Source organism: Paenibacillus sp. p3-SID1389, from assembly GCF_025151705.1.
Taxonomy (GTDB): domain Bacteria; phylum Bacillota; class Bacilli; order Paenibacillales; family Paenibacillaceae; genus Fontibacillus; species Fontibacillus phoenicis.
Map to the genome: position 1 here is coordinate 87,187 of NZ_JALXVO010000001.1, position 23,285 is coordinate 110,471.

General features: G+C 54.7%; 15 protein-coding genes. 12 read left to right on the forward strand and 3 right to left on the reverse strand.

Annotated features, from left to right (window positions below):
* Positions 1-100 precede the first annotated feature (100 nt).
* Positions 101-4,843 (forward strand): S8 family serine peptidase, encoded by a 4,743-nt coding sequence (locus M3G15_RS00385; RefSeq protein ID WP_260069746.1) that lies wholly within the window; start codon positions 101-103, stop codon positions 4,841-4,843.
* A 93-nt stretch (positions 4,844-4,936) separates the two neighbouring features.
* Positions 4,937-5,284 (forward strand): hypothetical protein, encoded by a 348-nt coding sequence (locus M3G15_RS00390; protein ID WP_009224612.1) that lies wholly within the window; start codon positions 4,937-4,939, stop codon positions 5,282-5,284.
* 16 nt (positions 5,285-5,300) lie between these two features.
* On the opposite strand, the gene M3G15_RS00395 is transcribed toward M3G15_RS00390, so the two are convergent.
* Entirely contained in the window at positions 5,301-6,185 is an 885-nt protein-coding gene (locus tag M3G15_RS00395; protein ID WP_260069747.1) for a helix-turn-helix domain-containing protein, read from the reverse strand.
* A gap of 135 nt (positions 6,186-6,320) precedes the next feature.
* Between M3G15_RS00395 and M3G15_RS00400 the strand changes: the two genes are divergently transcribed.
* The 7 genes from M3G15_RS00400 (at position 6,321) to M3G15_RS00430 (ending at position 16,849) form a co-directional block, all read left to right on the forward strand.
* The gene (locus M3G15_RS00400; RefSeq protein ID WP_260069748.1) at positions 6,321-8,816 is read left to right on the forward strand and encodes a beta-mannosidase; all 2,496 of its coding nucleotides are present in this window, start codon (positions 6,321-6,323) and stop codon (positions 8,814-8,816) included.
* A 153-nt stretch (positions 8,817-8,969) separates the two neighbouring features.
* A complete protein-coding gene (locus tag M3G15_RS00405) occupies positions 8,970-10,256 on the forward strand; it encodes an alpha-L-fucosidase (protein WP_009224615.1) in 1,287 nt (428 codons plus the stop codon).
* A 622-nt stretch (positions 10,257-10,878) separates the two neighbouring features.
* Entirely contained in the window at positions 10,879-11,100 is a 222-nt protein-coding gene (locus M3G15_RS00410; RefSeq protein ID WP_260069749.1) for an ATP-binding protein, read from the forward strand.
* Positions 11,097-12,275 (forward strand): PstS family phosphate ABC transporter substrate-binding protein, encoded by a 1,179-nt coding sequence (locus M3G15_RS00415; RefSeq protein ID WP_260069750.1) that lies wholly within the window; start codon positions 11,097-11,099, stop codon positions 12,273-12,275. Before M3G15_RS00410 ends, M3G15_RS00415 begins: the two co-directional genes overlap by 4 nt.
* A 125-nt stretch (positions 12,276-12,400) precedes the next feature.
* Positions 12,401-14,281: a molecular chaperone HtpG gene (gene htpG / locus M3G15_RS00420; RefSeq protein WP_009224618.1), complete on the forward strand. Its 1,881-nt coding sequence runs from the start codon at positions 12,401-12,403 to the stop codon at positions 14,279-14,281.
* 93 nt (positions 14,282-14,374) lie between these two features.
* Positions 14,375-15,856: an aminotransferase-like domain-containing protein gene (locus tag M3G15_RS00425; protein ID WP_260069751.1), complete on the forward strand. Its 1,482-nt coding sequence runs from the start codon at positions 14,375-14,377 to the stop codon at positions 15,854-15,856.
* 57 nt (positions 15,857-15,913) lie between these two features.
* Positions 15,914-16,849: a D-alanine--D-alanine ligase gene (locus M3G15_RS00430; protein ID WP_009224620.1), complete on the forward strand. Its 936-nt coding sequence runs from the start codon at positions 15,914-15,916 to the stop codon at positions 16,847-16,849.
* Positions 16,850-16,905: 56 nt separating this feature from the next.
* Here the strand turns inward: M3G15_RS00430 and ald are convergent, their stop codons facing one another.
* The gene (gene ald / locus M3G15_RS00435; protein WP_260069752.1) at positions 16,906-18,039 is read right to left on the reverse strand and encodes an alanine dehydrogenase; all 1,134 of its coding nucleotides are present in this window, start codon (positions 18,037-18,039) and stop codon (positions 16,906-16,908) included.
* A 103-nt stretch (positions 18,040-18,142) separates the two neighbouring features.
* Positions 18,143-19,390 (reverse strand): PucR family transcriptional regulator, encoded by a 1,248-nt coding sequence (locus tag M3G15_RS00440; RefSeq protein ID WP_260069753.1) that lies wholly within the window; start codon positions 19,388-19,390, stop codon positions 18,143-18,145.
* Between the two features lie 159 nt (positions 19,391-19,549).
* Between M3G15_RS00440 and alr the strand changes: the two genes are divergently transcribed.
* The 3 genes from alr to M3G15_RS00455 all read left to right on the forward strand — a co-directional run bounded on the left by alr (position 19,550) and on the right by M3G15_RS00455 (position 23,270).
* On the forward strand, positions 19,550-20,725 hold the full coding sequence (alr, locus tag M3G15_RS00445) for an alanine racemase (protein ID WP_260069754.1): 1,176 nt from the start codon (positions 19,550-19,552) through the stop codon (positions 20,723-20,725).
* Positions 20,726-20,963: 238 nt separating this feature from the next.
* On the forward strand, positions 20,964-21,896 hold the full coding sequence (locus M3G15_RS00450) for an aldo/keto reductase (protein WP_260069755.1): 933 nt from the start codon (positions 20,964-20,966) through the stop codon (positions 21,894-21,896).
* A 6-nt stretch (positions 21,897-21,902) separates the two neighbouring features.
* The gene (locus tag M3G15_RS00455) at positions 21,903-23,270 is read left to right on the forward strand and encodes an MATE family efflux transporter (RefSeq protein WP_260069756.1); all 1,368 of its coding nucleotides are present in this window, start codon (positions 21,903-21,905) and stop codon (positions 23,268-23,270) included.
* Positions 23,271-23,285 lie beyond the last annotated feature (15 nt).

Sequence of the window (23,285 nt, forward strand, 5' to 3'; positions counted from 1 at the left end):
CCATAAAAGTGGGAATATATCGAAACCTCACCCAATAGATATAAAGTCAGCAGCTTGTATAGGCTCCTTGAAAACTATGAACGGTGAGGGAGATGAGAGTTTGAGCAAGAAAGTCGTTGCAGGAATCTTAAGCTTCCTCCTGGCATTTACGCTGCTTCTGCCGATGGCAGGAGCCGAAGGCGACGCTTTGGCGGGAGCCGATGCAAGGAGGGACGGCGTTCCCCGGTTGAATCAGGACGCCGTGACGCAGGAAGCGCTGCGTAAGCAAGTATCGGACGTTCAGCTGAAAGGCAGAGAGCAACGGGAGGTTTTGGGTCAAGCCTCTCCCGCAGGCAATAAGTTGCAGCTGGAACGCCAGGACGCCGAAGCGGCCGCGGTTCAACCGCAAAACTTCGTTCCGCTTACGGACGGCAGCGAGTTAACGACGGTCATCGTCGAGCTGCAGGAAGCGCCGTTAAAGGTGTTTGAGGCTACGCAGAGCAAAATGAAAACAAGCCATTCGCTGAGCTCCCACAGAAAGGCGATCGATTTGCAGCAGCAAACGTTCAAGACGCAAGCGGTTGGTAAACTGAAGGCCAAAATTAAACGCGAGTACGAAAATATTTTTAACGGGTATTCGCTGATCCTTCCGGCCAATGAGATCGAAAATCTGCTCAAGCTTCCGGGAGTGAAGGCCGTTTATCCTAACGAAACGGTCTATGCCACGGAGGAGGAAGAGACTCCGACTGCGCCGCTGGACAGCGTGTCGTTTATCGGCAGCGGTGACTTCTGGGCCGAAGGAAACGAAGGCCAGGGGATTAAAGTTGGGGTCATCGATACCGGTGTGGCGAAGGTCCATCCCGATTTGGCGGATGCGGTTCCGGATGGGTATTGGGGTTATGACTTTGTGAACGATGATTCCGAGCCCTACGAAACAACGAAGCAGGATTATTTGGATGCACATGCCCAGAATCCGTCGCTGCCTGAGTTTGATGAAAACGGCAGAGCTTACTATACTTCGCACGGCAGCCACGTCTCGGGAATCGTAGCCGGTCGTGGCGTTGGCACGGATGAACTGGCAGGGACCAAAGGGGTCGCACCAGAAGCGGAAATTTACGCTTATAAGGTGTTAGGTCCATACGGCAGCGGTACGACGGAGGATGTGATCGCCGGTATCGAGCGTGCAGTCGTGGATGGCATGGATGTCATCAATCTGTCGCTGGGCTCCAACACCAATAACCAGCGCTCCGCCGACTCGATTGCGGTCAACAATGCGATGAAAGCCGGCGTTGTGGCCGTGGTATCCAGCGGCAACTCCGGACCGGGGGCTGCGACGGTGACCGATCCGGGCAGTTCGGAGCTGGCGATTACGGTTGGCGCATCCAAGCCGCCGCTCGTCACGCCGATTATGCGGATTCCGGCGATGGGCGGAGAAGGCTTCTTTATGGATACGTTTGATAAGTCCGCCGGGATCGAGGATTTAACCGAGTCTTACCCGTTGGTGGATGTTGGACTCGGGAAAGCAGCGGATTATGCGGGTAAGGACTTGAACGGAAAAATCGCCTTTATCAAACGCGGTGAGATTTCCTTCGCGGAAAAAGCGCTCAACGCCCAAGCCGCGGGTGCGGTCGCCGCGATTGTGTTCAACAACGTGCCGGAAGCTTTGGAAAGCGGGACGTTGGGGGACGCAGATGTTCAAATCCCGGTTTACGCTCTTTCTGGAGCGTATGGGGGACGAATTCGGGAGGCTTTGAAGGAACAGGAGCTGTCTGCTGAATTCAGTACAACGATAGAAGAAGATATTATGGCGGGCTTTAGCTCGCGTGGACCAGCCAAACCGGGGTATGACCTCAAACCGGACATTTCCGCACCAGGGATGAGCGTTCGCTCCAGCGTGCCGGATTATGAAGGCTGGTATGCCGCTCAAAACGGCACCAGTATGGCCGCGCCGCACATTGCAGGTGCAGCAGCCCTCGTGCTGCAAAAATATCCAAACCTGACGCCTTATGAAGTAAAGTCCTTATTGATGAATAATACCGTGAAACTCAGCGATCGGAACGGTGACCGCTATACCCACATGGATCAAGGGGCCGGTCGGGTCGCGCTGGATCAGGTTCTGGAGGCCAAAGCGGTAGCGATGGCAGAGGATTCGACGCCTTATGTGGATGGGGATCTCCCGGAAACTTTTTATACGGGCAGCCTGTCGTTTGGATATGTTGGCAACGGCTTTTCTGCCAAACAACATGTGATCGTGAAGGACATCGTCGGGGAGTCCTCGACCTACACGGTCAGTTCGCATTGGTATGGCAATGCATCGATTGACCTAACCTTGTCTGCGGCAGAGGTTGCGGTCAGCGCTGGCGGGGAAACCAGCTTCGACGTCGAAGTTGTCGTGCCGGAAGAAGCCGCCAACCAACGGTATGAAGGTGAAGTGATCCTGACCGAAACGGCAACCGGGCATGTGATTAACCTGCCGGTATCGGTCTACGTTGGTGATACGCCGCAGGTGGATGTGGTGACGGATGTAGATCTGTCCAGCAACCCGATTTCGCCGAATAACGATGGACTTTATGATACTACAGACATCTCATTCACGGTGAATGAATATACCGATTACTTCTCGCTGGAAGTCCATGATCTGAACGGAAATTGGCAGGGCGTGGTCTTTGAAACCGATCAAGGCATTGATCCCGGCAGCTATACTTTGAGAGGTTGGGACGGAAGTGTTTTTGATGAAAATTACGACGAAGTGTTACTTCCCGATGGCGGATACCTGCTGATCCCTTATACTGGAACATCCTTGTTTGACTCCGTTCCTTCGGAAGACTCTGCTTATGTATTCTTCGTCGATACGACGGCACCGGTATCCCATCTTAGTGAACCGCCATTGACAGTGAAGAGCTCTGGTCAAACGGGAGTCATCTCCGGCGAAGTGACGGAGGATATGCTGATTAATTATCTCGTGAACTTCGGCGGGCTGGATATGGAGCTTGTGATTGGTGTCGAGGCGTGGTTTGCAGATCCAGAGGGCAATGTAGATTATCGGTTTGGCACTATTGATAACCAAGGGAATTTCAAAATTGAGGTTCCCGTATATCCTGGCGACAACGAATATGAAGTGTACATCTATGACTTGGCCGGGAATGGGTTCTGGGATCCGGCACATGTGTTTAGCTACAACCACGCTACAGAACCGGAATTGATCGTTGACACTGAAAATCTGACGCTGCAAGCAGGAGATACCGAACAACTCACCGTAACGTATAAAGCGGCAAACGGTGAGGAGAGCGACGTCACAGTAGCAGCAGAATATTCCGTAGCTGACTCGACTATCGCGACAGTTGACCAAGGCGTCGTAACCGGGGTAGCAGAAGGAACGACAACGATTGAGGTTGTGCACGAAGGTCTCTCCCAAACTGTTCATGTGACTGTTACTGCTGAAGGCGGCGAAGAACCAGAACCAGGGGAACCTTCGCTGATCGTTACACCACCTTCTCTGACTCTGAAAGTTGGAAAAAGCAACCAGTTAGCAGTGACTTATCGGGATGCGGATGGCAATGAAACCTCTGTGACAGATGCGGTATACGTATCGAGAGATCCGCTGATTGCTGCCGTTTCAAGTACGGGACTGGTTACGGCCTTGAAAGCAGGCTCTACCACGATCGACGTGACTTCCCAAGGTTTGTCGAAGTCCGTCCAGGTCACAGTCACCCCAGCTGACCCGCCTAACAATGGCGGCGGAGGCAATGGCGGAGGTAATGGCGGCGGCAACGGTGGCGGAGGCGGATCCAGCAGCGGCGGTTCCACTTCTACGCCAACCACGACACCAACAACGACGCCAACTAAACCAGCAATACCTAAGGATGCCGTAGCTATCAAGGCAGGCGAACCAACGGTGGTGAAGCTGCCAAATGGGTTTACGTTAACGATTCCGGAAGGCGCGATCACTTCCCCGGATGCCGCTTATGTCCAAGTCACGCCGGCAACCGAGGAAGAAACGAAGAAGCTGCTGGAAGGATTGAAGCTGCCAGCAGAAGTTCAACCGTTTGGAATCTATTATGATATCAACATTTTAGCGAAAGACGGGAAAGCGCTGGAAAATATCCAGCTCAGCAAGCCAGCCGAAGCCGCAATCCCGCTGACGGCATTGAATCCTGGAGCAATCCATGGCGGGAAGATCAGCCTGTTCAAGCTGGGGGACAACGGAGAATTAACTCAATTCTTCGGACGATTGAAGGACGGTAAAGTGGTTGCGAACCTGTACGGCTCTAGCCGTTACATCTATCTGGCCAAGAACGTCACCTTTGCTGATGTCACCCCAGCGAAGTTCGCTTGGGCGGTGGATGCGATCGAAATTCTGGCATCGAAAGACATTCTCGCTGGATCCATCGACGGCAACTTCCATCCGACATCGCAAGTCACTCGGGCGGAATTCGTATCCATGCTGGTTCGGGCACTGGAATTGAAGGCTGATCCAAACGCAGCTAGCCAGATTTCCTTCCTTGACGTTCCTGCAGGAAGCTGGTACGAGGAGGCCGTGAAGATTGCGACATCCAAGGGGCTGATCAGCGGTTATTCCAACGGTACTTTTGCGCCGGACCAACCGATTACTCGCGGTGAAATCGCAGTGGTTTTGGCGAAGGCGCTGGAGGTCCTGGGCCAATCCGCAGGGGAAGGCGGAGCGAATCACAGCTTTGCCGATCAAGCTCGCATTCCAGCTTGGGCCGCCGAGGCGGTAGCCAAAGTCACGAGCCTTGGCATCATGAACGGCAAGGCGGGGAACCGCTTCGAGGCCGAATCGCCAACGACCCGAGCTGAGGCAGCCGTCGTGGTGTACCGCATCTTCAAAGATTTTACCAAATAAGATTTGAACGTTCCGCCGTCGGTGCGCATGATGCCGGCGGCGGTTTTCATATACATGAGGTAAGGTTCGATCTCACCGAAGGAGCGTGGACAAGTGGAACAGAAAGTACGTCGTTATCATGAACTAAAACAGCTGCAGAAAGAAACGGAGCAAGAGCTGGCCGCATTACGTGGCGAAATTTTAGAACATTTTCAGGAACAAGGCATTTCGGAGCTGGACGTGGGGGAATACCGGGTTAGAACCATCCGCCAGGAACGGAAGGAGTACGATGATCGTAAGCTTTACGAAGCGCTTCCCGATCCTGGCGTGTGGCGTTTGGTTTCCAAAGCGGACGCCCAGAAGATCGCCGGACTCGTGAAGCTGAACGTAATCCCCGAGGAAAAGCTGGAAGGAACGTTCTCCATCAAACAAGTCACGCTGGTGCAGGTGGACAAGAAGTAGCGACGCAAAGCCGGAATTAGTCCGGCCGCCGCGTTGCCCCAGGACTGGCTGTCGACACAGGGATGGCTTGGCGATTCCGGCGCAAATCCAGCGGCGCTTGGTGGTACCATTTTTTGAATTGATGATAAAAATGGCTGACGTTCTCGAACCCGCACTCCAGGGCGATTTCCACCACGCGCAGCTCCGTCGTCAGCAGCAGGTTGCGGGCTGCGCTCAGCTTCAGCTGGTTCAAATATTCCGTTGGCGTCTGCTGCAGATATCGGCGGAAGGCGCGGTTCACGTGGCCGATGCTTCTTCCGGACAATTCATACAAGGCGGGAAGCCCGCGGTGGAGATTTTCTTTCAGCTGCATTTTGCTGAGTGCATGCTCCAGCCATAATGGAATCTCCTCCTGCTTGACCGGATTCGGGTTAAAAAAGTAACGGGTTAGCAGGTCGATCAGTCCGCTTTTGAGGACGAGGCGGGCCTTCTGTTTGTCGATGGAGGACAACAGCTTGATGCGTTCGAATAAGGCGACGAATTCGCCAACTTCGGTTGGCGACAGCAGGGCCACCTGGGGCAGATGCGATTGCAGCAGCCGCTCGGCGATCTCTTCCTCCCCCAAAAAAGCCATCGCTTCGTCCATCAAGCTATGCCGGCAGGGAACATTGTAAAACCGGCAGTCCTCCTCCCCGTTCCGCTCGTATCGATGGATATCCTCCGGCCGGATGAAGACCAGGCAACCCGCCTGTAGCAATTGGGTCTCCCCATTCACAACATGGCGGCAGCTCCCTGCTTCAATTACGAAAAATTCATAGAAATCATGGGTATGCTCCGGCGAAACCTGAGACAAGGCCTCCACCCGAAACGGGTTGACCGGCACCTCCGGATCAATGTAGTTTTCCTCGGTATATTTCAGCATGGAAGACACCTCTCCACAACAAGATGATGTTAAAATAGCACATGACTTAGGTGAAGACAATACAAGAAAATATCCAGCCTCTTTAGTACAATCAAACCATGGTCAGGATAAAAAAGTACATGAGGAGGCAAAACAATGCTGCTTGTCGACTTGGGCGGAGCTTGGCGGATGAAACGGCTGGACCAGACGGAATGGCTCCCGGGAACCGTGCCGGGTTCGGTTTATTATGATTTGTTGAATGCCGGACAAATGCCGGACCCGTATTACCGCGATCAGGAGTACGAGGTACTGGAGCTTTCGAAATACGATTATGAATATGAACGGACCTTTCAGGTGGACGAGCCCACGTTGGACCATGACCGGGTGGTGCTGCTTTGCGAGGGGTTGGATACCCTGGCTGAGGTGTACTTGAATGGGACGCTCATTCTGAACGCAGACAATATGCACCGGACGTACGAAGTTGACATCAAATCGCAGCTGATTCTCGGGGAAAATCACATTCACGTGATTTTGCGTTCGCCGGTTGAATACGTGCTGCGCAAGCAGGCGGAACGGCCGCTGATCGGCTGTGCTGACGCCGTGCCGGGGATTTCCCATCTGCGTAAGGCGCATTCGATGTTCGGCTGGGATTGGGGGCCGCAGCTGCCAGACCTCGGGATCTGGAGGGACATGACCATCCGCGGTTACGATCGTTCCCGGATCGAAGATGTGTACATCACGCAAACCCACGAGCCCGGCAAGGTCAGCTTGGATGTACGCGTGCGGACGGATAGCTGGGCGGAAGGGAACCGGGAGATCACGGTCCGCGTAACCAGTCCGTCGGGCCATGTGCTGGAAACCCAAGTTTCGGAGCAAAAAGAGCAATCCACCGCTGGGGCAAATGGCACTCTCCGAGAGCGGCATATTCCGGTAGTGATCCTAAATCCGGAGCTGTGGTGGCCCAACGGGCTCGGCGAGCAGCCGCTATACGAAGTGGAGGTTGTGCTTAGCGAGCAAGGCCGGGAGCTGGACCGGCACGACCTGCGCATCGGCCTGCGCACCCTGACGGTGCTGCAGGAAGAAGACGAATGGGGCGAATCGTTCCAGTTTGTCGTGAACGGGATTCCGTTCTTTTCCATGGGGGCGGATTATGTTCCTGAGGACAACATCTTTCCGCGGCGCAGCCGAGAGCGGACAGAACACCTGATCCGCAGCTGTGCTGAAGCCAACTTTAATACGATCCGCGTCTGGGGCGGGGGACATTATCCGGAGGATTATTTTTACGATTTATGTGATGAATACGGGATCGTGGTGTGGCAGGACCATATGTACGCGTGTGGCGTCTATGAGTTGACCGAGGAATTCAAGGCGAACATCACGCAGGAGACGATCGACAATATGAAGCGGCTGCGCCATCACGCTTCGCTGGGGCTTTGGTGCGGGAACAACGAGCAGGAGATGGCCTGGGATGAGTGGAATTGGGCGGAGCAAACCTCGCTGCAACTGCAAGCGGACTACATCAAGATGTATGAGGTGCTGCTGCCGGAGATCGCGAAGGAAATCGATCCGAATACGTTCTACTGGCGGGCCTCGCCGTCCTCGAAGGGGAGCTTCGACAAGCCGAATGACGAAAATTACGGGGACATGCATTACTGGGATGTGTGGCACGGCAAGAAGCCTTTCACCGCCTACCGCACCATCTACCCGCGTTACATGTCGGAGTTCGGGCTGCAGTCATTCCCGTCGCTGAAGACGGTGGAGACGTTTACGCTGCCGGAGGACCGGAATATTTTCTCTTATGTAATGGAATCTCACCAGAAAAACGGGACGGGGAACGAAAAAATCCTCTACTACATCGGGGAAACGTACCGTTATCCCAAGGATTTCTCGTCCCTGCTGTATGCCTCCCAGCTGGTTCAAGCCGAAGGCATGCGTTGCGGAGTCGAGCATTGGCGTCGCAACCGCGGCCGCTGCATGGGGGCATTGTACTGGCAGCTCAACGACATTTGGCCGGTAGCCTCTTGGTCGAGCATCGATTACTACGGCAGATGGAAGGCGCTGCAATATGAGGCCAAGCGCTTCTTTGCTCCCGTGTTGGCGTCGGCCTGCGAGGAAGGTACACGAGTCGCCTTGCACGTATCTAACGAAAGCAAGCAGACCGCGAAGGGCAAGCTGGTCTGGACGCTGCGGAATGCCTGCTCCGAAGTGCTTCGGCAGGGAGAACGGGCGGCGGAAGTCGCTCCGTTTACCAGCGTGGAGCTGGAGCAGCTTGATTTTGCCGGAGAGCTGGACACCAAAGCGAAGCTGCGGAGCACCTATCTCGAATATGCTTGGGAGGAAGACGGAGAGATCGTCAGCGGCGGCACGGTCCTGTTCGTCAAAGCGAAGCATTTCGAATTCGCCAATCCGAACATCCAAGCCGTGATCACGGAGGCGGAAGACCGCTTTACGATCACGCTGACCGCAGAAGCGTATGCTCGGTTCGTAGAGCTGGATTTTACGGGGCTGGACGCCATCTTTAGCGACAATTATTTCGATTTGTCCGGCGGATCGAAGAAGACGGTCACCATCGCCAAATCGACTCTGAGCCGTCCGGCGGCATTAACCGAGCTGCAAGAGCGGCTCACGGTTCGCAGCGTGTTTGATATCTAAACCGCAGAAGATAAACGGGGGTGTTCCTTAGGGGCCCCCCTTTTTTAAGCAGATGATCTTCAAAATGACATATCCGTCGTAAAAACAACATATTTACCCCTCATGCTGCAATCGCCTATCGTTAGGAGGAACAAGCATAGAGGGGGAATAGCGATGTTACCATGGTTTGAAGACGCCAAGCTGGGGATCTTTATCCATTACGGGATTTACGCGGTTGACGGTGTTTCCGAATCTTGGTCCTTTCATAACGGCGTGATCTCGTATGAGGATTACATGAAACAATTGGACGGGTTCACAGCTTCCCGGTTTGATGCCGACCACTGGGCGGAATTGATCGAGAAGTCCGGGGCCAAGTACGCGGTGTTGACGACGAAACATCATGACGGCGTAGCGCTGTTTGATACCCAGTACAGTGATTTGAGCGTGGTCAAGCGAACGCCGGCCAAACGTGACATCGTTAAAGAGTATGCCGAAGCGATAAAGAAACGGGGAATTCGACTAGGTTTGTACTATTCGTTAATCGACTGGTCCCATCCTGATTATCCTAGCGTGTATCCAGGCGGTGCTGTGCCCGAGGATCTAAGCCAGGTTAACCGTTTCTCGGAACCGCTGGACGGTAAACAGGACGAGGCGAAGTGGCAGAGGTTCTTGCAGTTTAATCGTCATCAGCTGAGCGAACTATTAACGAAATATGGCAAGGTTGATTTGCTCTGGTTCGACGGGGATTGGGAACGAAGTGCTGAGCAATGGGGATTGCCGGAGTTTAAGGAGTTTTTGCTGTCTTTTAACCCCGATCTGATCATCAACTCACGCCTAGCCGGTCACGGGGATTATAAAACGCCGGAGCAAGGGCTACCGATCACAAGACCCGAAGGACCTTGGGAGTTCTGTACGACGATTAATTCGTCTTGGGGCTATCAACACAATGATCATAAATATAAATCGTTAAATCAAATTATCCGTATGTTCTGCGACTGCATCTCTATGGGCGGCAACATGTTGTTAAATATCGGTCCCCGCGAGGACGGAACGATCGATCCGAGACAAGCTGTCATTTTGCTTGGGTTAGGCGATTGGATACGCGCGCATGAAGAAGCCGTGTATGGAACTGTCGAAGGGATCATGACCCGCTATTGGTTAGGCGGAAGCACGTTAACGAAAGATCGGAAGACGTTATATCTGTTCGTTTACGATGACCCGAAGGAAAGCGTCTGCCTCAAGGGCTTATGTAATCCGATTCAAAAAGTGACCGTGCTCCATTCGGGCAAAGAACTGAAACATGAAATTCATGGCGGTGTGCCCTGGTTTAATATCCCGGGAACGACGTGGATCTATTTAACGCCTGAGGATTGTCATGAGCATGTTACCGTTCTGAAGCTGGAGTTTGCTGAGCCAGTCGAAATGTACGGCGGTTCGGGTGCGGTTGTCACCCATAACTAGAGTAGGGAGAAGCATTGGGCGTACGTCGGTCGGCAGGTCCAGGCCTGTCGTCCGGGCCCGTTTTACAGGATTATCCCGTTTGATCAGAAGATAGGCAAAAGGTAAGATCGTACCCCTCCGACCAAAGCCGACGCAGGTTGTCCGCCCTTTCCTCAAGACCTCCAGGCAATCCTCCTCGTTAGCAAAATCGTCTGCAAAATGGTGGAAACCGATTCCACCGTTACCTCCAAAGTCCTTTCCTCTCTCGTGAGAAAAATAGGTACATATCGTTTGTCTGGACGATTTATCGCAAACATATGCTCATCTTTTTTACCTCATTGGGCCCCCTGACCAAAGGGGATAATCCTGCAAAGAAGGGGAAAAGAGGGGTCCGCATCTTTCCCCACTCATTGGAGCCATTTGACGATGCGGGTGGACAGCCATTGGCAGAGCAGGGCTATGAGATATTGCTCAGCCACAAGCCCAGACTCATCGGCAGGCGGCGGACATGCCAAAGATGCATTCTAGTCCATGTTTTGTTGTCAGAGAAAAAGGGTTTATAGAGAGATACATGGAATTAAAGTTTTATACATACTTTGTTTGTTCTGAAAAGCGGTCACCGAGAAGGATTTGTTCATCAGCTATGCACAAAACGAGCGGGTTATCCGAGTACCTAGCGATATCCAAGCCGATTGGCGATAAGCAGGAGCCTACCAATCTCGAGGTGACTTTCTCCTACCAGGCGATTCTTTCGTTCGGCGGCACGGTGAGCGTGCAAAGCGCACCCGGAGCGGGGACGAAGTTTACGATTAGCTTGCCGATCTATAACTGTGAGGAAGAAGCAAAGGGGATGAATGAAGGATGAACAAATCCGTCGGAGAGCTTGCGGCCAAAATTGTGCTCTGTGTCCTGTTGTCTAGTGTGATTTTATTCTTAGGATTTTTTGCCGGTTTAATCGTGTCATTCTCCGGCGGAGCGGTGTTCTATACGCCTTTGGTGCTGGTTGCGGCGGCCGTGTTGGTCGTCTTTCTGGCTTTCTTTATGTTCTTGCCGGAGCGGCACCGTCGCAAGTTGTATTTCTCGCTGCTTGCCGTCGTGATCTTGGGCGGCTTGACAACAGGGGGATACGAGATTCGCAAAGCTTACCACAACAGCATTCCGGTCGTCAGCGACCAGGAGGTAGATATGAGGCCGTATCGGCCGTTTGCGGACACGGGGAAGCTGGCCGTGCTGCCGGAACCGTCCAAATTGACATTAACGGAGGATTTACCGCGGCTTGACGGAGCAACGGCACTTTATCCTCTGTATGCAGCGTTTGCGCAGACCGTATATCCGCGCCAGGATTATGATCTCTACGACAGCGAGGTCATGGTGAATACGACACCTGTGGCTTATAAGAATTTAATCGAAGGCCGGGCGGATATCATTTTCGCCGCCGCGCCGTCGGAGGGGCAAATAGCCGCCGCCCGCAAGGAAGGGAAGGAATTAAAGCTCACCCCGATCGGCCGTGAGGCGTTTGTCTTTTTCGTGAATGCGTCGAATCCGGTAACCGGGTTAACGACGGAGCAGATCCGTGGGATCTACTCGGGGGAAATTACCCGATGGAGTGAAGTGGGGGGCCGCGATGAGCGGATCCGCGCGTTTCAGCGCCCGGAGGACAGCGGAAGCCAGACGATGCTGATACGGGTGATGGACGGACGGGAGCTCGCCAAACCGCCCAAGGAGAATGTGGCCTCCGGGATGGGTGGCATCATTTCGCGGACCGCGGATTACCGCAACTACAAAAACGCGCTGGGCTATTCGTTCTTGTTTTATGCCACCGAGATGGTGAAAAACGGGAATATCCGCCTGTTGGCCATCGACGGCGTGAAGCCGGAACGAGCGACGATTGCCAGCGGCGAATATCCGTTTGCGGCCGAGTTTTACGCGGTAACGGCGGGCAGTGACAATCCGAACGTGGAGAAGCTGATCGAATGGATTCGCTCCCCGCAAGGGCAGTATTTAGTGGAGCAAACGGGCTATACGCCGCTCGCCCCCTAGGGCGTATTGACACTCGAATTGGGGATCGATAAACTAAAAACTAGGAATTAGCACTCTTCCTTGTAGAGTGCTAATATGTTGTAAGACAAGTTCCCCCATGGGGTGAAAGGAAGGAGATCCGATTCATGGCGAAAAAGCAGTTTAAAGCAGAATCTAAACGACTGCTGGAAATGATGATCAACTCGATTTACACACAGCGGGAAATTTTTCTGCGTGAGCTGATTTCGAACGCCAGCGATGCCATTGATAAGATTTATTATCGGGCGTTAACGGATGACAAGCTGGTATTTAACAAGGACGACTATTTTATTAAGATTAAGCCGGATAAAGCAAACCGCACCTTGACGATTTCCGATACCGGGATCGGCATGACCAAGGAAGAGCTGGAGAAGCACCTGGGGACTATCGCCAACAGCGGTTCGTATGCGTTTAAGAACGAAAATGAACTGAAGGATGGTCATAACATTATCGGGCAGTTTGGTGTCGGCTTCTATTCCGCATTTATGGTCGCCGACGTGGTTACCGTGATCAGCCGGGCGCTGGGTTCGGACGAGGCCTACAAATGGGAGTCCAAAGGGGCGGACGGCTACACGATCGAACCGTGTGAGAAGGAAACGGTGGGTACGGATATTATTTTGAAGATCAAAGAAAACTCCGAAGACGACCAATATGACGAATACCTCGAGGAATACCGTCTGAAGTCGATTATCAAGAAATATTCGGATTTCATCCGTTATCCGATCAAGATGGACGTCACGAGCAGCCGGCCGAAGGAAGGCAGCGAAGGCGAATACGAGACGTACACCGAAGAGCAAACCATCAACAGCATGGTGCCGATCTGGCGGAAGAACAAATCCGAACTGACGGAAGAGGATTATGTCAACTTTTACATGGAGAAGCGCTACGGGTTCGATAAACCGGTATCGCATATCCATATCAAGGCTGACGGCGCGGTCGTGTACAATGCGATTTTGTATATTCCGGAGAAGACGCCGTTTGACTATTACACCAAGGAATACGAAAAAGGGCTGGAGCTCTACTCCAACGGCGTGCTGATCATGAATAAGTGCCCGGATCTGCTGCCGGACTATTTCAGCTTTGTCAAAGGGATGGTCGATTCCGAGGATCTGTCGCTCAACATTTCTCGGGAAATGCTGCAGCATGACCGCCAGTTGAAGTTGATTGCGAAGAACATCCAAAGCAAGATCAAGAGCCAGCTGCAAACGCTGCTGAAGGAAGACCGTGAGAAATACGAGAAGTTCTACGCTTCGTTTGGCCGCCAGCTGAAGTTTGGCGTGTACAACGACTACGGCATCAACAAGGACGTGCTGCAGGATCTGCTGCTGTTCACTTCGTCCAAGGAGAAGAAGCTTGTTACGCTGGATGAATACGTCTCCCGCATGCCGGAAGACCAGAAGTATATTTATTATGCTGCCGGTGAATCGGTAGAACGGCTGGAGAAGCTGCCGCAAACCGAGCTGGTGCTGGATAAAGGATACGAGATCCTGTATTTCACCGACGACATTGACGAGTTCGCGATCAAGATGATCATGAAATACAAGGATAAGGAATTCAAATCGGTATCGAGCGGTGATTTGGGCATCGAAGCCGAGAATTCCGAAGATAAGGCGAATACGGATGAGAACAAGGAATTGTTCGCCGCAATGAAGGACCTGCTGGCGGGCAAGGTGAAGGAAGTTAAAGCGTCCAAACGTCTGAAATCCCATCCGGTCTGCTTGTCGACGGAAGGTGAGCTGACGATCGAGATGGAAAAGGTACTGAACTCGATGCCAGGCTCGAACGGCCAGTCGGTTAAAGCCGAAAAAGTGCTGGAGATCAACGTGAACCACGACGTCTTCCAGTCGCTGAAGAAGGCTTACGAGAGCGACAAAGAGAAGCTGGCCTTGTACACGAACCTGCTGTACAATCAGGCGCTGCTGATTGAAGGGCTGCCAATCAACGATCCAGTTGAATTTACGAACGATATTTGCAAAGTGATGGTGTAAGCGGAAGAACCACCTTCCTCCGAAAAATGCGGGAGGGTGGTTCTTTTATTTTTGGCCTGGAATATGCCATCATGAGGGTGGGGGCGATACAGGGTGTTTCATGAATTTAAGCTTGTGGCGGAAACGCCGGTTTACGTGCAGGTGAAAAATTATATCAAACGACTAATGATGCAAGGCGCTTTGCAGGCCGGGCAAAAGCTTCCCTCAACACGGGAACTGTCGGAGCTGCTGGGCGTCAGCCGGGGCAGTATCATTGCTGCCTATGAAGCCTTGCAGGATGAGGGGCTAGTGTATGCTGTCACGGGGAAAGGGAACTTCGTCGCCGAGGCCTCTGCACCAAGCGGGCAGGCGGTCCCCACCTGGCGGATGGATTGGCGCGAGCGGATGAATCGGCAAGCCCGGCTGTCCGTGGAGCTCGACCATATGAAACGCAGCAGGCCCGGCCTGCGGGCGGCGAAAGGCGCCATTTTGTTTACGAGCATCGCCCCTGACGAGGAGCTGTTTGATCTGGAGAACGTCAAACGCGCATTCTTGGATCGGATGGCGGTGGAAGGCCGCGTCTTATTGAACTATGGATACGCAAAAGGATATAAACCACTTATCGATTATTTGCTGAACTATATGGAACGTAAAGGCGTGGATCTGCAAGGCAAGGATTTGCTGATCACCAGCGGCTTTACGGAAGGGCTGGACATCGTGTTGTCAGCCCTGGGGCGGGATGGCAGTGCGGGCGGACGCATGTTATGCGAAAACCCAACGCACCAAACCGCGATCAAAAATTTGCGGCGGCACGGGTTCGAGATCACCGGGATTCCGATGGAGCCGGACGGCCTGGACCTGGCAGCGCTGGAGCGCGAGCTGAAGACGCAGGCTTTTGACGGCGCGTTCCTCGTTCCTTCCTATCATAACCCAACCGGGATCGTGACGTCCGCTGAGAAACGGCTGGCGATACTAGAGCTGCTCGGCCGCTACCGGGTGCCGGTGATCGAGGATGGATTTAATGAGGAGCTGAGGTATTCCGGCTCCCACGTCGCGCCGTTGATTGCGATGGCAGGGCAGGGGAACGGCGTGGTGTATTTGGGAAGTTTCTCGAAGGTGCTGTTCCCGGGGATTCGTGTCGGCTGGATCTTAGCAGACCGGAAGCTGATCGAGGTGCTGGAAAGCGTCAAACGGGCGCGCAGCATTCATACCTCAACGTTGGACCAATCCCTGCTGTATCAATACTTGCTGAACGGGAATCTCGAAAAATATCTGAAACGGGCCAGGGCCGAATATCGGCGGAAGTACGAATGGACGAAGGCCTGCTGCGAGCAGTACGTGCCATTCTCCCGGTTGTCGGGCAGCGGCGGGTTACATTTGTTCCTGGAGTTTCCGGAGGAGTTCGATACGTGGAAGCTGCTCGAGCTTTGCGCGGATCAGGGCGTCCTCTTTACTCCGGGGGATATGTTCTACGTTGACGGCGGAGGACGGAACACGATGCGAATTGGTTTTTCGCGGGTATCCGAGGAAGACATCGAAAAGGGGATTCGCCTGATCGGTGATACGGCTACAAAGCTGTTAGGAGATCAGAGTTAGCAACGGGGTAGTTAGGTGCTGCATGGACTTAAACAACGGGTGAAGGAGAGAAACAGGATGAAGGTAGGCGTAATTATGGGCGGCGTCTCCTCGGAGCGCGAGGTCTCGCTGATGACGGGGAAGGAAATCGTGGGGAAGCTGGACCCCAATAAATATGAAGTGGTGCCGATTGAGCTGACGAAGCGGGAGGAGTTGATCGACCGGGTGCGGGGCATCGACTTCGCTTTGCTGGCGCTGCATGGCGCGTTTGGCGAGGACGGTACAGTGCAGGGTGTTCTGGAGACGATGGGCATCCCGTACTCGGGCAGCGGCGTGTTGTCCAGCAGCTTATGCATGGATAAGAATCTGACGAAGAGGCTGCTGCAGACTGAAGGGATTGCGACGCCGGACGGGGCCTATCTGGAGCGGGCCATGTTCGCGGACGGAACGTGGGAACCCAAGATGGCGGGGCTCGCGTATCCGCTGTTCGTCAAGCCGAATGCAGGAGGCTCCAGCATCGGCGTCCAGCGCGTCGATCGGCCGGAGTTGTTGCGCGGTGCGCTGGAGGAGGCGTTCCGCTGGGGCGAGTCTGTGCTCGTCGAGTCCATGGTGTCCGGCCAGGAAATCACCTGCCCGATCCTGGACGGGGAGCTGCTTCCGGTGCTGGGCATCCGGGCGGCCAATGGAGCGGAGTGGTTTGACTACGAAGCCAAATACAGCGACGGCGGGGCGGAGGAGAAGCCGATCACGCTGCCTCCCGACGAAGAGACGCGGGTACGGGCGGCAGCACTGGCGTGTTATCGGCTGCTGCAATGCCGCGTTTATGCCCGGGTCGATATGATTCTCAAGGACGGTGTCCCTTACGTGCTGGAGGTAAATACGCTGCCGGGGATGACGGCGAACAGCCTGCTGCCGCGCAGCGCCGCTGCTGCTGGCATCAGTTACAGCGAACTGCTCGACCGGATCATCGAGCTGTCGCTGGCCGAGCGAGGGAGCGGCGTTGCCGCCACATAAAATAAGAGACCCGCTGGTTGCGGATCTCTTGCTCTTGTTGAATGCGGCGAAATCGCCTAGTTAACTGGGGAACTGGGCAGCTCCAGCGCTTGCTCAACAGGCACATACTCGTAGTGAAGGTCCCGGGCAACAGAGGCGTACGTAATCGCACCAGCGGCGACGTTAACGCCTTTGCGCAGAGCTGCCCGTTCACTGAGCGCCGTGTAAAGGCCCTTCGAGGCGATCTCCAGCGCATAAGGCAGCGTAGCGTTGGCCAGCGCCAGCGTAGAGGTGCGCGGTACGGCGCCCGGCATGTTCGCCACGGCGTAATGCACGACGCCATGCTTCACATAGGTCGGATCGGAATGGGTCGTGATCCGGTCGACCGTTTCGAAGATGCCGCCCTGGTCGATGGCCACGTCCACGATGACCGAGCCGGGGCGCATCGCCTTCACCATGCTTTCGGTGACCAGCTTTGGCGCCTTGGCACCGGGGATCAGTACCGCGCCGATCACCAGGTCGGATTCAGAAACCGCCTCGGCGATGTGCTGCGGATTCGACATCAGCGTCTGCACGCTGGCGCCAAAGATGTCCTCTAGCTGCCGCAGGCGATCCGGATTCAGATCGATGATCGTCACGTCGGCGCCTAGGCCGATCGCCACTCGGGCTGCGTTCGTGCCAACGACGCCTCCGCCGATGATCGTCACTTTGCCGCGCTTCACGCCAGGCACACCGCCGAGCAGGATGCCTTTGCCGCCGTGCGGCTTCTCCAGGAACTGCGCCCCGATTTGTACGGACATCCGACCGGCAACCTCGCTCATTGGCGTCAACAGCGGCAGCGTTTTGTTCACTTCAACCGTTTCATACGCGATGGCGGTCACACCTTGATCTTTTAACGCTTGCGTCAGTTCCGGTTCCGGCGCCAGATGCAAATACGTGAACAGGATCAGACCTGGACGGAAAAAGCCATACTCCGACGGCTGCGGCTCCTTCACCTTCATCACCAGATCGGCCGACCAGGCTTCGGCGGCGCTGCCGACCACCTTGGCCCCGGCGGCCGCATATTCCGTATCCTCAAAGCCGCTGCCAGCACCCGCCTGGGTCTCGATCCATACCGAGTGACCTGCTTTCACCAGCGAATAGGCGCCCGATGGGGTCAGGGCAACTCGATTCTCATTATTTTTGATTTCTTTGGGGACTCCAATGATCATGCTGTAACCTCCTCTGTCAAACGATCTGACATCAGTATAGGACAGGAGCTGTGATTTTTGTTTGTGGCGATATGAGAAAAAAGACAGCCCGCATTGTGAAATTTCACAATGCGTTGCTGCCGCCGAAACGTTCGGCTTTGAGTTCCAAATATAAGGTTACTTTCTGCTCCATGCTGGTTAAGTCGATCCGGCCGATTTCAGCGATTCGCTTCAGCCGGTAATTCAGGGTATTCGCATGAACATGCAGGGCTTCGGCGGCTGTCTTCGCATTGCTGTCATGCGCCAAAAACACCTCCAGCGTGTGCACCAGCTCGCTGTGATGCTCCTGATCGTAGGCCCGCAGCCGGGCCAGTTGGCTGCCCGCGCGGCCATGTCGCTGGAGCTCCTCCCAGATTCGGGGAAGATACCGGTAATACCCGAGATCGCTATATATCACGAGATCTCCGGTCTCCTTGGGAAACCGCTGCTTCACCTCAAGCAGGAGCAGCGCTTCGCGGTAGCTGTCTTCCAGCCGTCCGTATTCGCTGTAGAGACATCCGCTGGCCAATCCTAGGAAATGCGGCGAAAAATAGGTGCGCAAATTCTGCTGAAGCAGCCCCAGCTGGCTGGCGACTCCATCCTTAGTATCCGCCGTTATCGGCGCAAATAACAAAATCAGCTGATTTTTATTGATGGCGTGCAGCACGATCCGGCTATAAGCGGAGAGGGGAGCGCATTTCTCCAGCGCCTGCCGCTGCCACGATTCCTTCACTTCGGCGGCAAACTGCAGGACGACCACATGGAATTGCGGAGGGAGTGCGATCCCGATCCGCTGAGCCTTATCCCGGATTAGGGTTTCGTTGGACAGATGCCCGGTCAGCAGCTGCCAGAAAAAATCGCGATGCGCCTCTTCCTCCTTATGGCGCTGCAGCTGCCACCTAGCCATTTTGGTGCGGGCGGCTTGGGCCGCCTTGGCGAATAACGCCATTTCCCGTTCTGAAAAAGGCCTCTCCGCCTCCAGCACCCAAATAAAGCCGACAACCCGGGAGCCCGAACGGATCGCCGTTGCAACGCGGCCGCTAAGCCCCACCTCTTGAATCGGAGCGACGCGAATCGGCGCTTCGCTCTCCAATAGGCGAGGCATAACGCCGTCCCGCCAGAGACTGCCAATGATCTGATCGGGCACCCGGCGCCCGACGATGGTGGCCAGCCGCGCCGCGTCGGTCTCTGGCTCGTGCGAGCTGTAGGCAACCAGCCGATGGTTGGCGTCTTCGATCGTGACCGGACGGCCCAGCACGTCGCTGATCTTCTCCGCGAGCAATTCCAGATTGTCGGAGTATGGCTCGAAAATATCGTCTTGATCTTGGCTCATAGGCGAGCGTCACCTCCGATGCGGTATGGTTTGTGAAGCCGCACTAGGATCATGCCGTTTTTTTGGGGTAGGAAGACAAACCCCGGCAGGAGCGGCTCAATTATACTTAATTTCAAGATGCTTCATGCTGATTATTGATTAGGAAAGAGGTATTCCACGATGACAACGATGCAATCGAGGGTCTCCACCCCTACCGGCTATCGGGAAACTTGGGCGGAAGTGTCGCTGGACGCCATCGCCCACAATACGGGGCTCTTCCGTAAGCAAATCGCCGAGGGCTGCCGGCTGATGGCCGTAGTCAAAGCGAACGGCTACGGACACGGAGCGGTGCAAGCGGCGCAAGCCGCCATCCATGCCGGCGCCGATTGTCTCGGCGTTGCCCTCGTTGATGAGGCGCTGCAGCTGCGAGCGGCCGGTATATCACAACCTATTCTAGTGCTCGGCTACACGCCACCGTTTGGCGTCGAAGCGGCGGTTCGGCAGGGCATCACCTTGACGGTGGATACCCAGGAAGTCCTGCAGGAGACGATCGCTTGCGCCAAAAAGCAAGGGTGCGCGGCGCGCATCCACTTGAAGGTGGATACCGGGATGTCCCGGATCGGCTTATCTACCACCCGGGCGGTGATTGAGCTCGCTGAACTTGCGGCAGCCGCTGCGCCCTTCGTCATCCTTGAAGGCGTGTTTACCCATTTCGCTGATGCGGATGGACCTGACCCGGCGTATACGTTGGAGCAATTCGCCCGGTTCCAGGCTTGCCTCGATGCCCTTGAGGCCCACGGCCTGCATGTGCCGATCAAGCACTGCTGCAATAGTGCCGCCACGATGCGGTTCCCGCAAATGCACCTGGATCTGGTTCGCATCGGGATCGCACTCTACGGGCTATATCCTTCGGCGCAGCTGCGTTTGCCGGAATATCCTTTGCAGCAGGCGATGCAGCTCAAGACGAAAATCGCTTCGCTGCGGCGGATCAAGCCGGGCCAAACCGTCGGCTACGGCCGGACGTACCGGGCAGCCGAGGAGCGGCTGATCGCCACCGTGCCCATCGGGTACGCCGACGGGCTGTCGCGGACGATCTCAAACCGAGGGTTTGCGCTCGTTCGCGGGCAGCGGGCGCCAATCATTGGCCGAGTTTGCATGGACCAGACGATGTTGGATGTCACCGATATAGAGAGCGTCCAAGCGGGAGAGGAGGTCATCCTCTTCGGCGGAACGGGCGAAGCGGCGTCGATATCGATTGACGAGGTCGCCGATTGGATTGGAACAATCAACTATGAGGTCGTTTGTCAGCTCGGAGTCAGAGTTCCGCGCGTTTACCCTCAAAACTTAAATATGTAAGATTAGGTATCATGCTTATGGCATCATAATCCAAGGTGCCGGTTTTCGTAAAGAGGGTTTTTGCGGTATTTTCCGTAAAAACCTCTTTTATGTCATATATCTTAACGTTGCGTGCGGGAAGGTTTCAAGTAGAGTGGGAATGATCCGGATTACTCCTTGCGCGGCTTACATGATCCGGTCTAGAATTGGGGCATGAGTTCCTTTATTTAAAATCCAAACATCGCAGGAGCGTGAGAGGATGAAGTACAGAAGGTACGGAACGACCGGCAAGCAGGTGTCGGAAATCGGCTTTGGCGCTTGGCAGCTCGGCAACAAGCAGGATTGGGCAGCGATGGAGGATGATGAGGCCATTCGCCTCGTACATGAGGCGTTGGACCTTGGCGTGAATTTTTTTGATACCGCTCCCAATTACGGTCAAGGCAAAAGCGAGGTCTTACTCGGCAAAGCGCTGGAACGAAAACGGGATAAAGCGGTCATCAATACGAAGTTCGGTCATTCCCCGGAAGGGACCGATTATTCCGCATCTCAGATCCGCAATTCGGTAGAACGCAGCCTGACGCGGCTGCAAACCGATTATTTGGACTCCGTATTGATCCACAACCCGCCGTTTGATGTTCTGGACGGCAAATACGGCCACTATCAGGTGCTGGAGGATCTGAAAGCGGAAGGGAAAATCCTGGCGTACGGCGTGTCCGTCGATTCCAGCCGTGAGATGTTGGAGGCGCTGGAGCATTCCCGGCTTGGCGTAATGGAAGTGATGTTTAACATCTTTTATCAGGAAACGGCGCAGGCGTTCCAGGCGGCGAAGGAGAAGGATGTCGCGCTCATTATTAAGGTGCCGCTGGATTCCGGCTGGTTGTCGGGGAAATACGACGGCAACAGCTCGTTCTCCGGCGTTCGCAGCCGTTGGTCTCCGGAAGTGATTCAGACCCGCGCGAAGCTGGTGGAGCAAATTCGCTTCCTGGAAGATGAGCAAACGACGATGACGATGGCGGCGCTGCGCTTTATTTTGGCTTATCCGGAGGTGACGACGGTGATCCCCGGCGTCCGAAGCAGCGCCCAGCTCCGTGAAAATGTGGCTGCAAGTGACGCGGTCCTGCCGGACGAATCGCTGCGAAAACTGCAAGAGCTTTGGGAACGGGAAATCCGGTATAAATCGCTGGGCTGGTAAGTACAAATGAAATTTATGGTGCAGGATAAGGCATTTTATCGCAGCTTCTTCAGACTGACTCTGGTAATTGCTTTGCAAAACATCATTTCCTTTGGCGTCAACTTATCGGATAATATCATGCTTGGCGGTTACAGCGAATCGGCCTTATCCGGAGTAGCTCTGGCCAACCAGATCCAGTTCCTGCTGCAAATGCTCGTGCTGGGCGTAGGGGAGGGCGTCGTCATCCTGTCGTCACGGGCATGGGGCGCGCAGGACATGGGGACCATCAAGCAGGTGGCCAGCATCGGGATGCGCCTGGCGCTGCTACTAGCGTTGCTGCTGTGGCTGGCGGTGTTCTTGTTCCCGCACGGATGCCTGTCTTTATTCACCAACGAGGACAGCGTCATCGCTGAAGGGGCCAAATATTTACGGATTATCGGCTTCTCCTATCTCTTTTTTGCGGCAACCAATCTGCTGCTGGCTTCCCTGCGCAGCGTGGAAACGGTCAGAGTTGGATTTATCCTCTCCGTATCGACATTACTGATCAACGTCTGCCTGAACTATTTGCTGATTTACGGGCATTTTGGCTTTCCGGCTTGGGGCGTGCGCGGCTCGGCCGCAGCGACGTTAACGGCCCGGATCATCGAGTTGGCCATCGTGGTGGGATATCTCAAACGGGTGGATCGCAAAATCCGGTTCGCGCTGCGGGACTTCTTCCAATTTGACCGGGGCACGTTCAAGCAATACCTTAGCGTGGGCTCCCCAATCCTGATGTCTAATGCCCTCTGGGGGCTGGCCATGGCGGTACAGTCCGGGATCTTGGGGCATATGGGGGAAGCAGCGATCGCCGCGAACAGCATCGCCACGACGGTCTTCCAAATCGTGTCGGTCGTCACGTACGCTTCGGCCAGTGCAACGGCCGTCATCATCGGGAAGACGATTGGCGCCGGACATCCGGAGAAAATCAAGCCATACGCCCAAACGCTGCAGGTGCTTTATGTGATCATCGGTTTGGGGACGGGGGCGGTGCTCTTCTTGATCAAAGACATGGTACTGGGATTTTATGCCATATCCCCGGCATCGAAGGATCTGGCCCTGCAGTTTATGACGGTGCTCTCCATTACGGCGGTAGGCACGGCTTACCAAATGCCGGCGCTGACGGGAATTGTGCGCAGCGGGGGAGATACGAAATTTGTGTTGTACAACGATTTTATCTTCATGTGGCTGATCGTGTTGCCTTCCGCCTTTCTATGCGCTGCGGTGTTGGGGTTATCGCCGCTGCTGACGTTTATCTGTCTTAAATCCGATCAGATTCTGAAATGCTTGGTGGCGATCGTGAAGGTGAATCGCTATCGGTGGATTCGGACGTTTGGAAACCCGGAGCCTCGAGCATAAACTCCACATAACAAA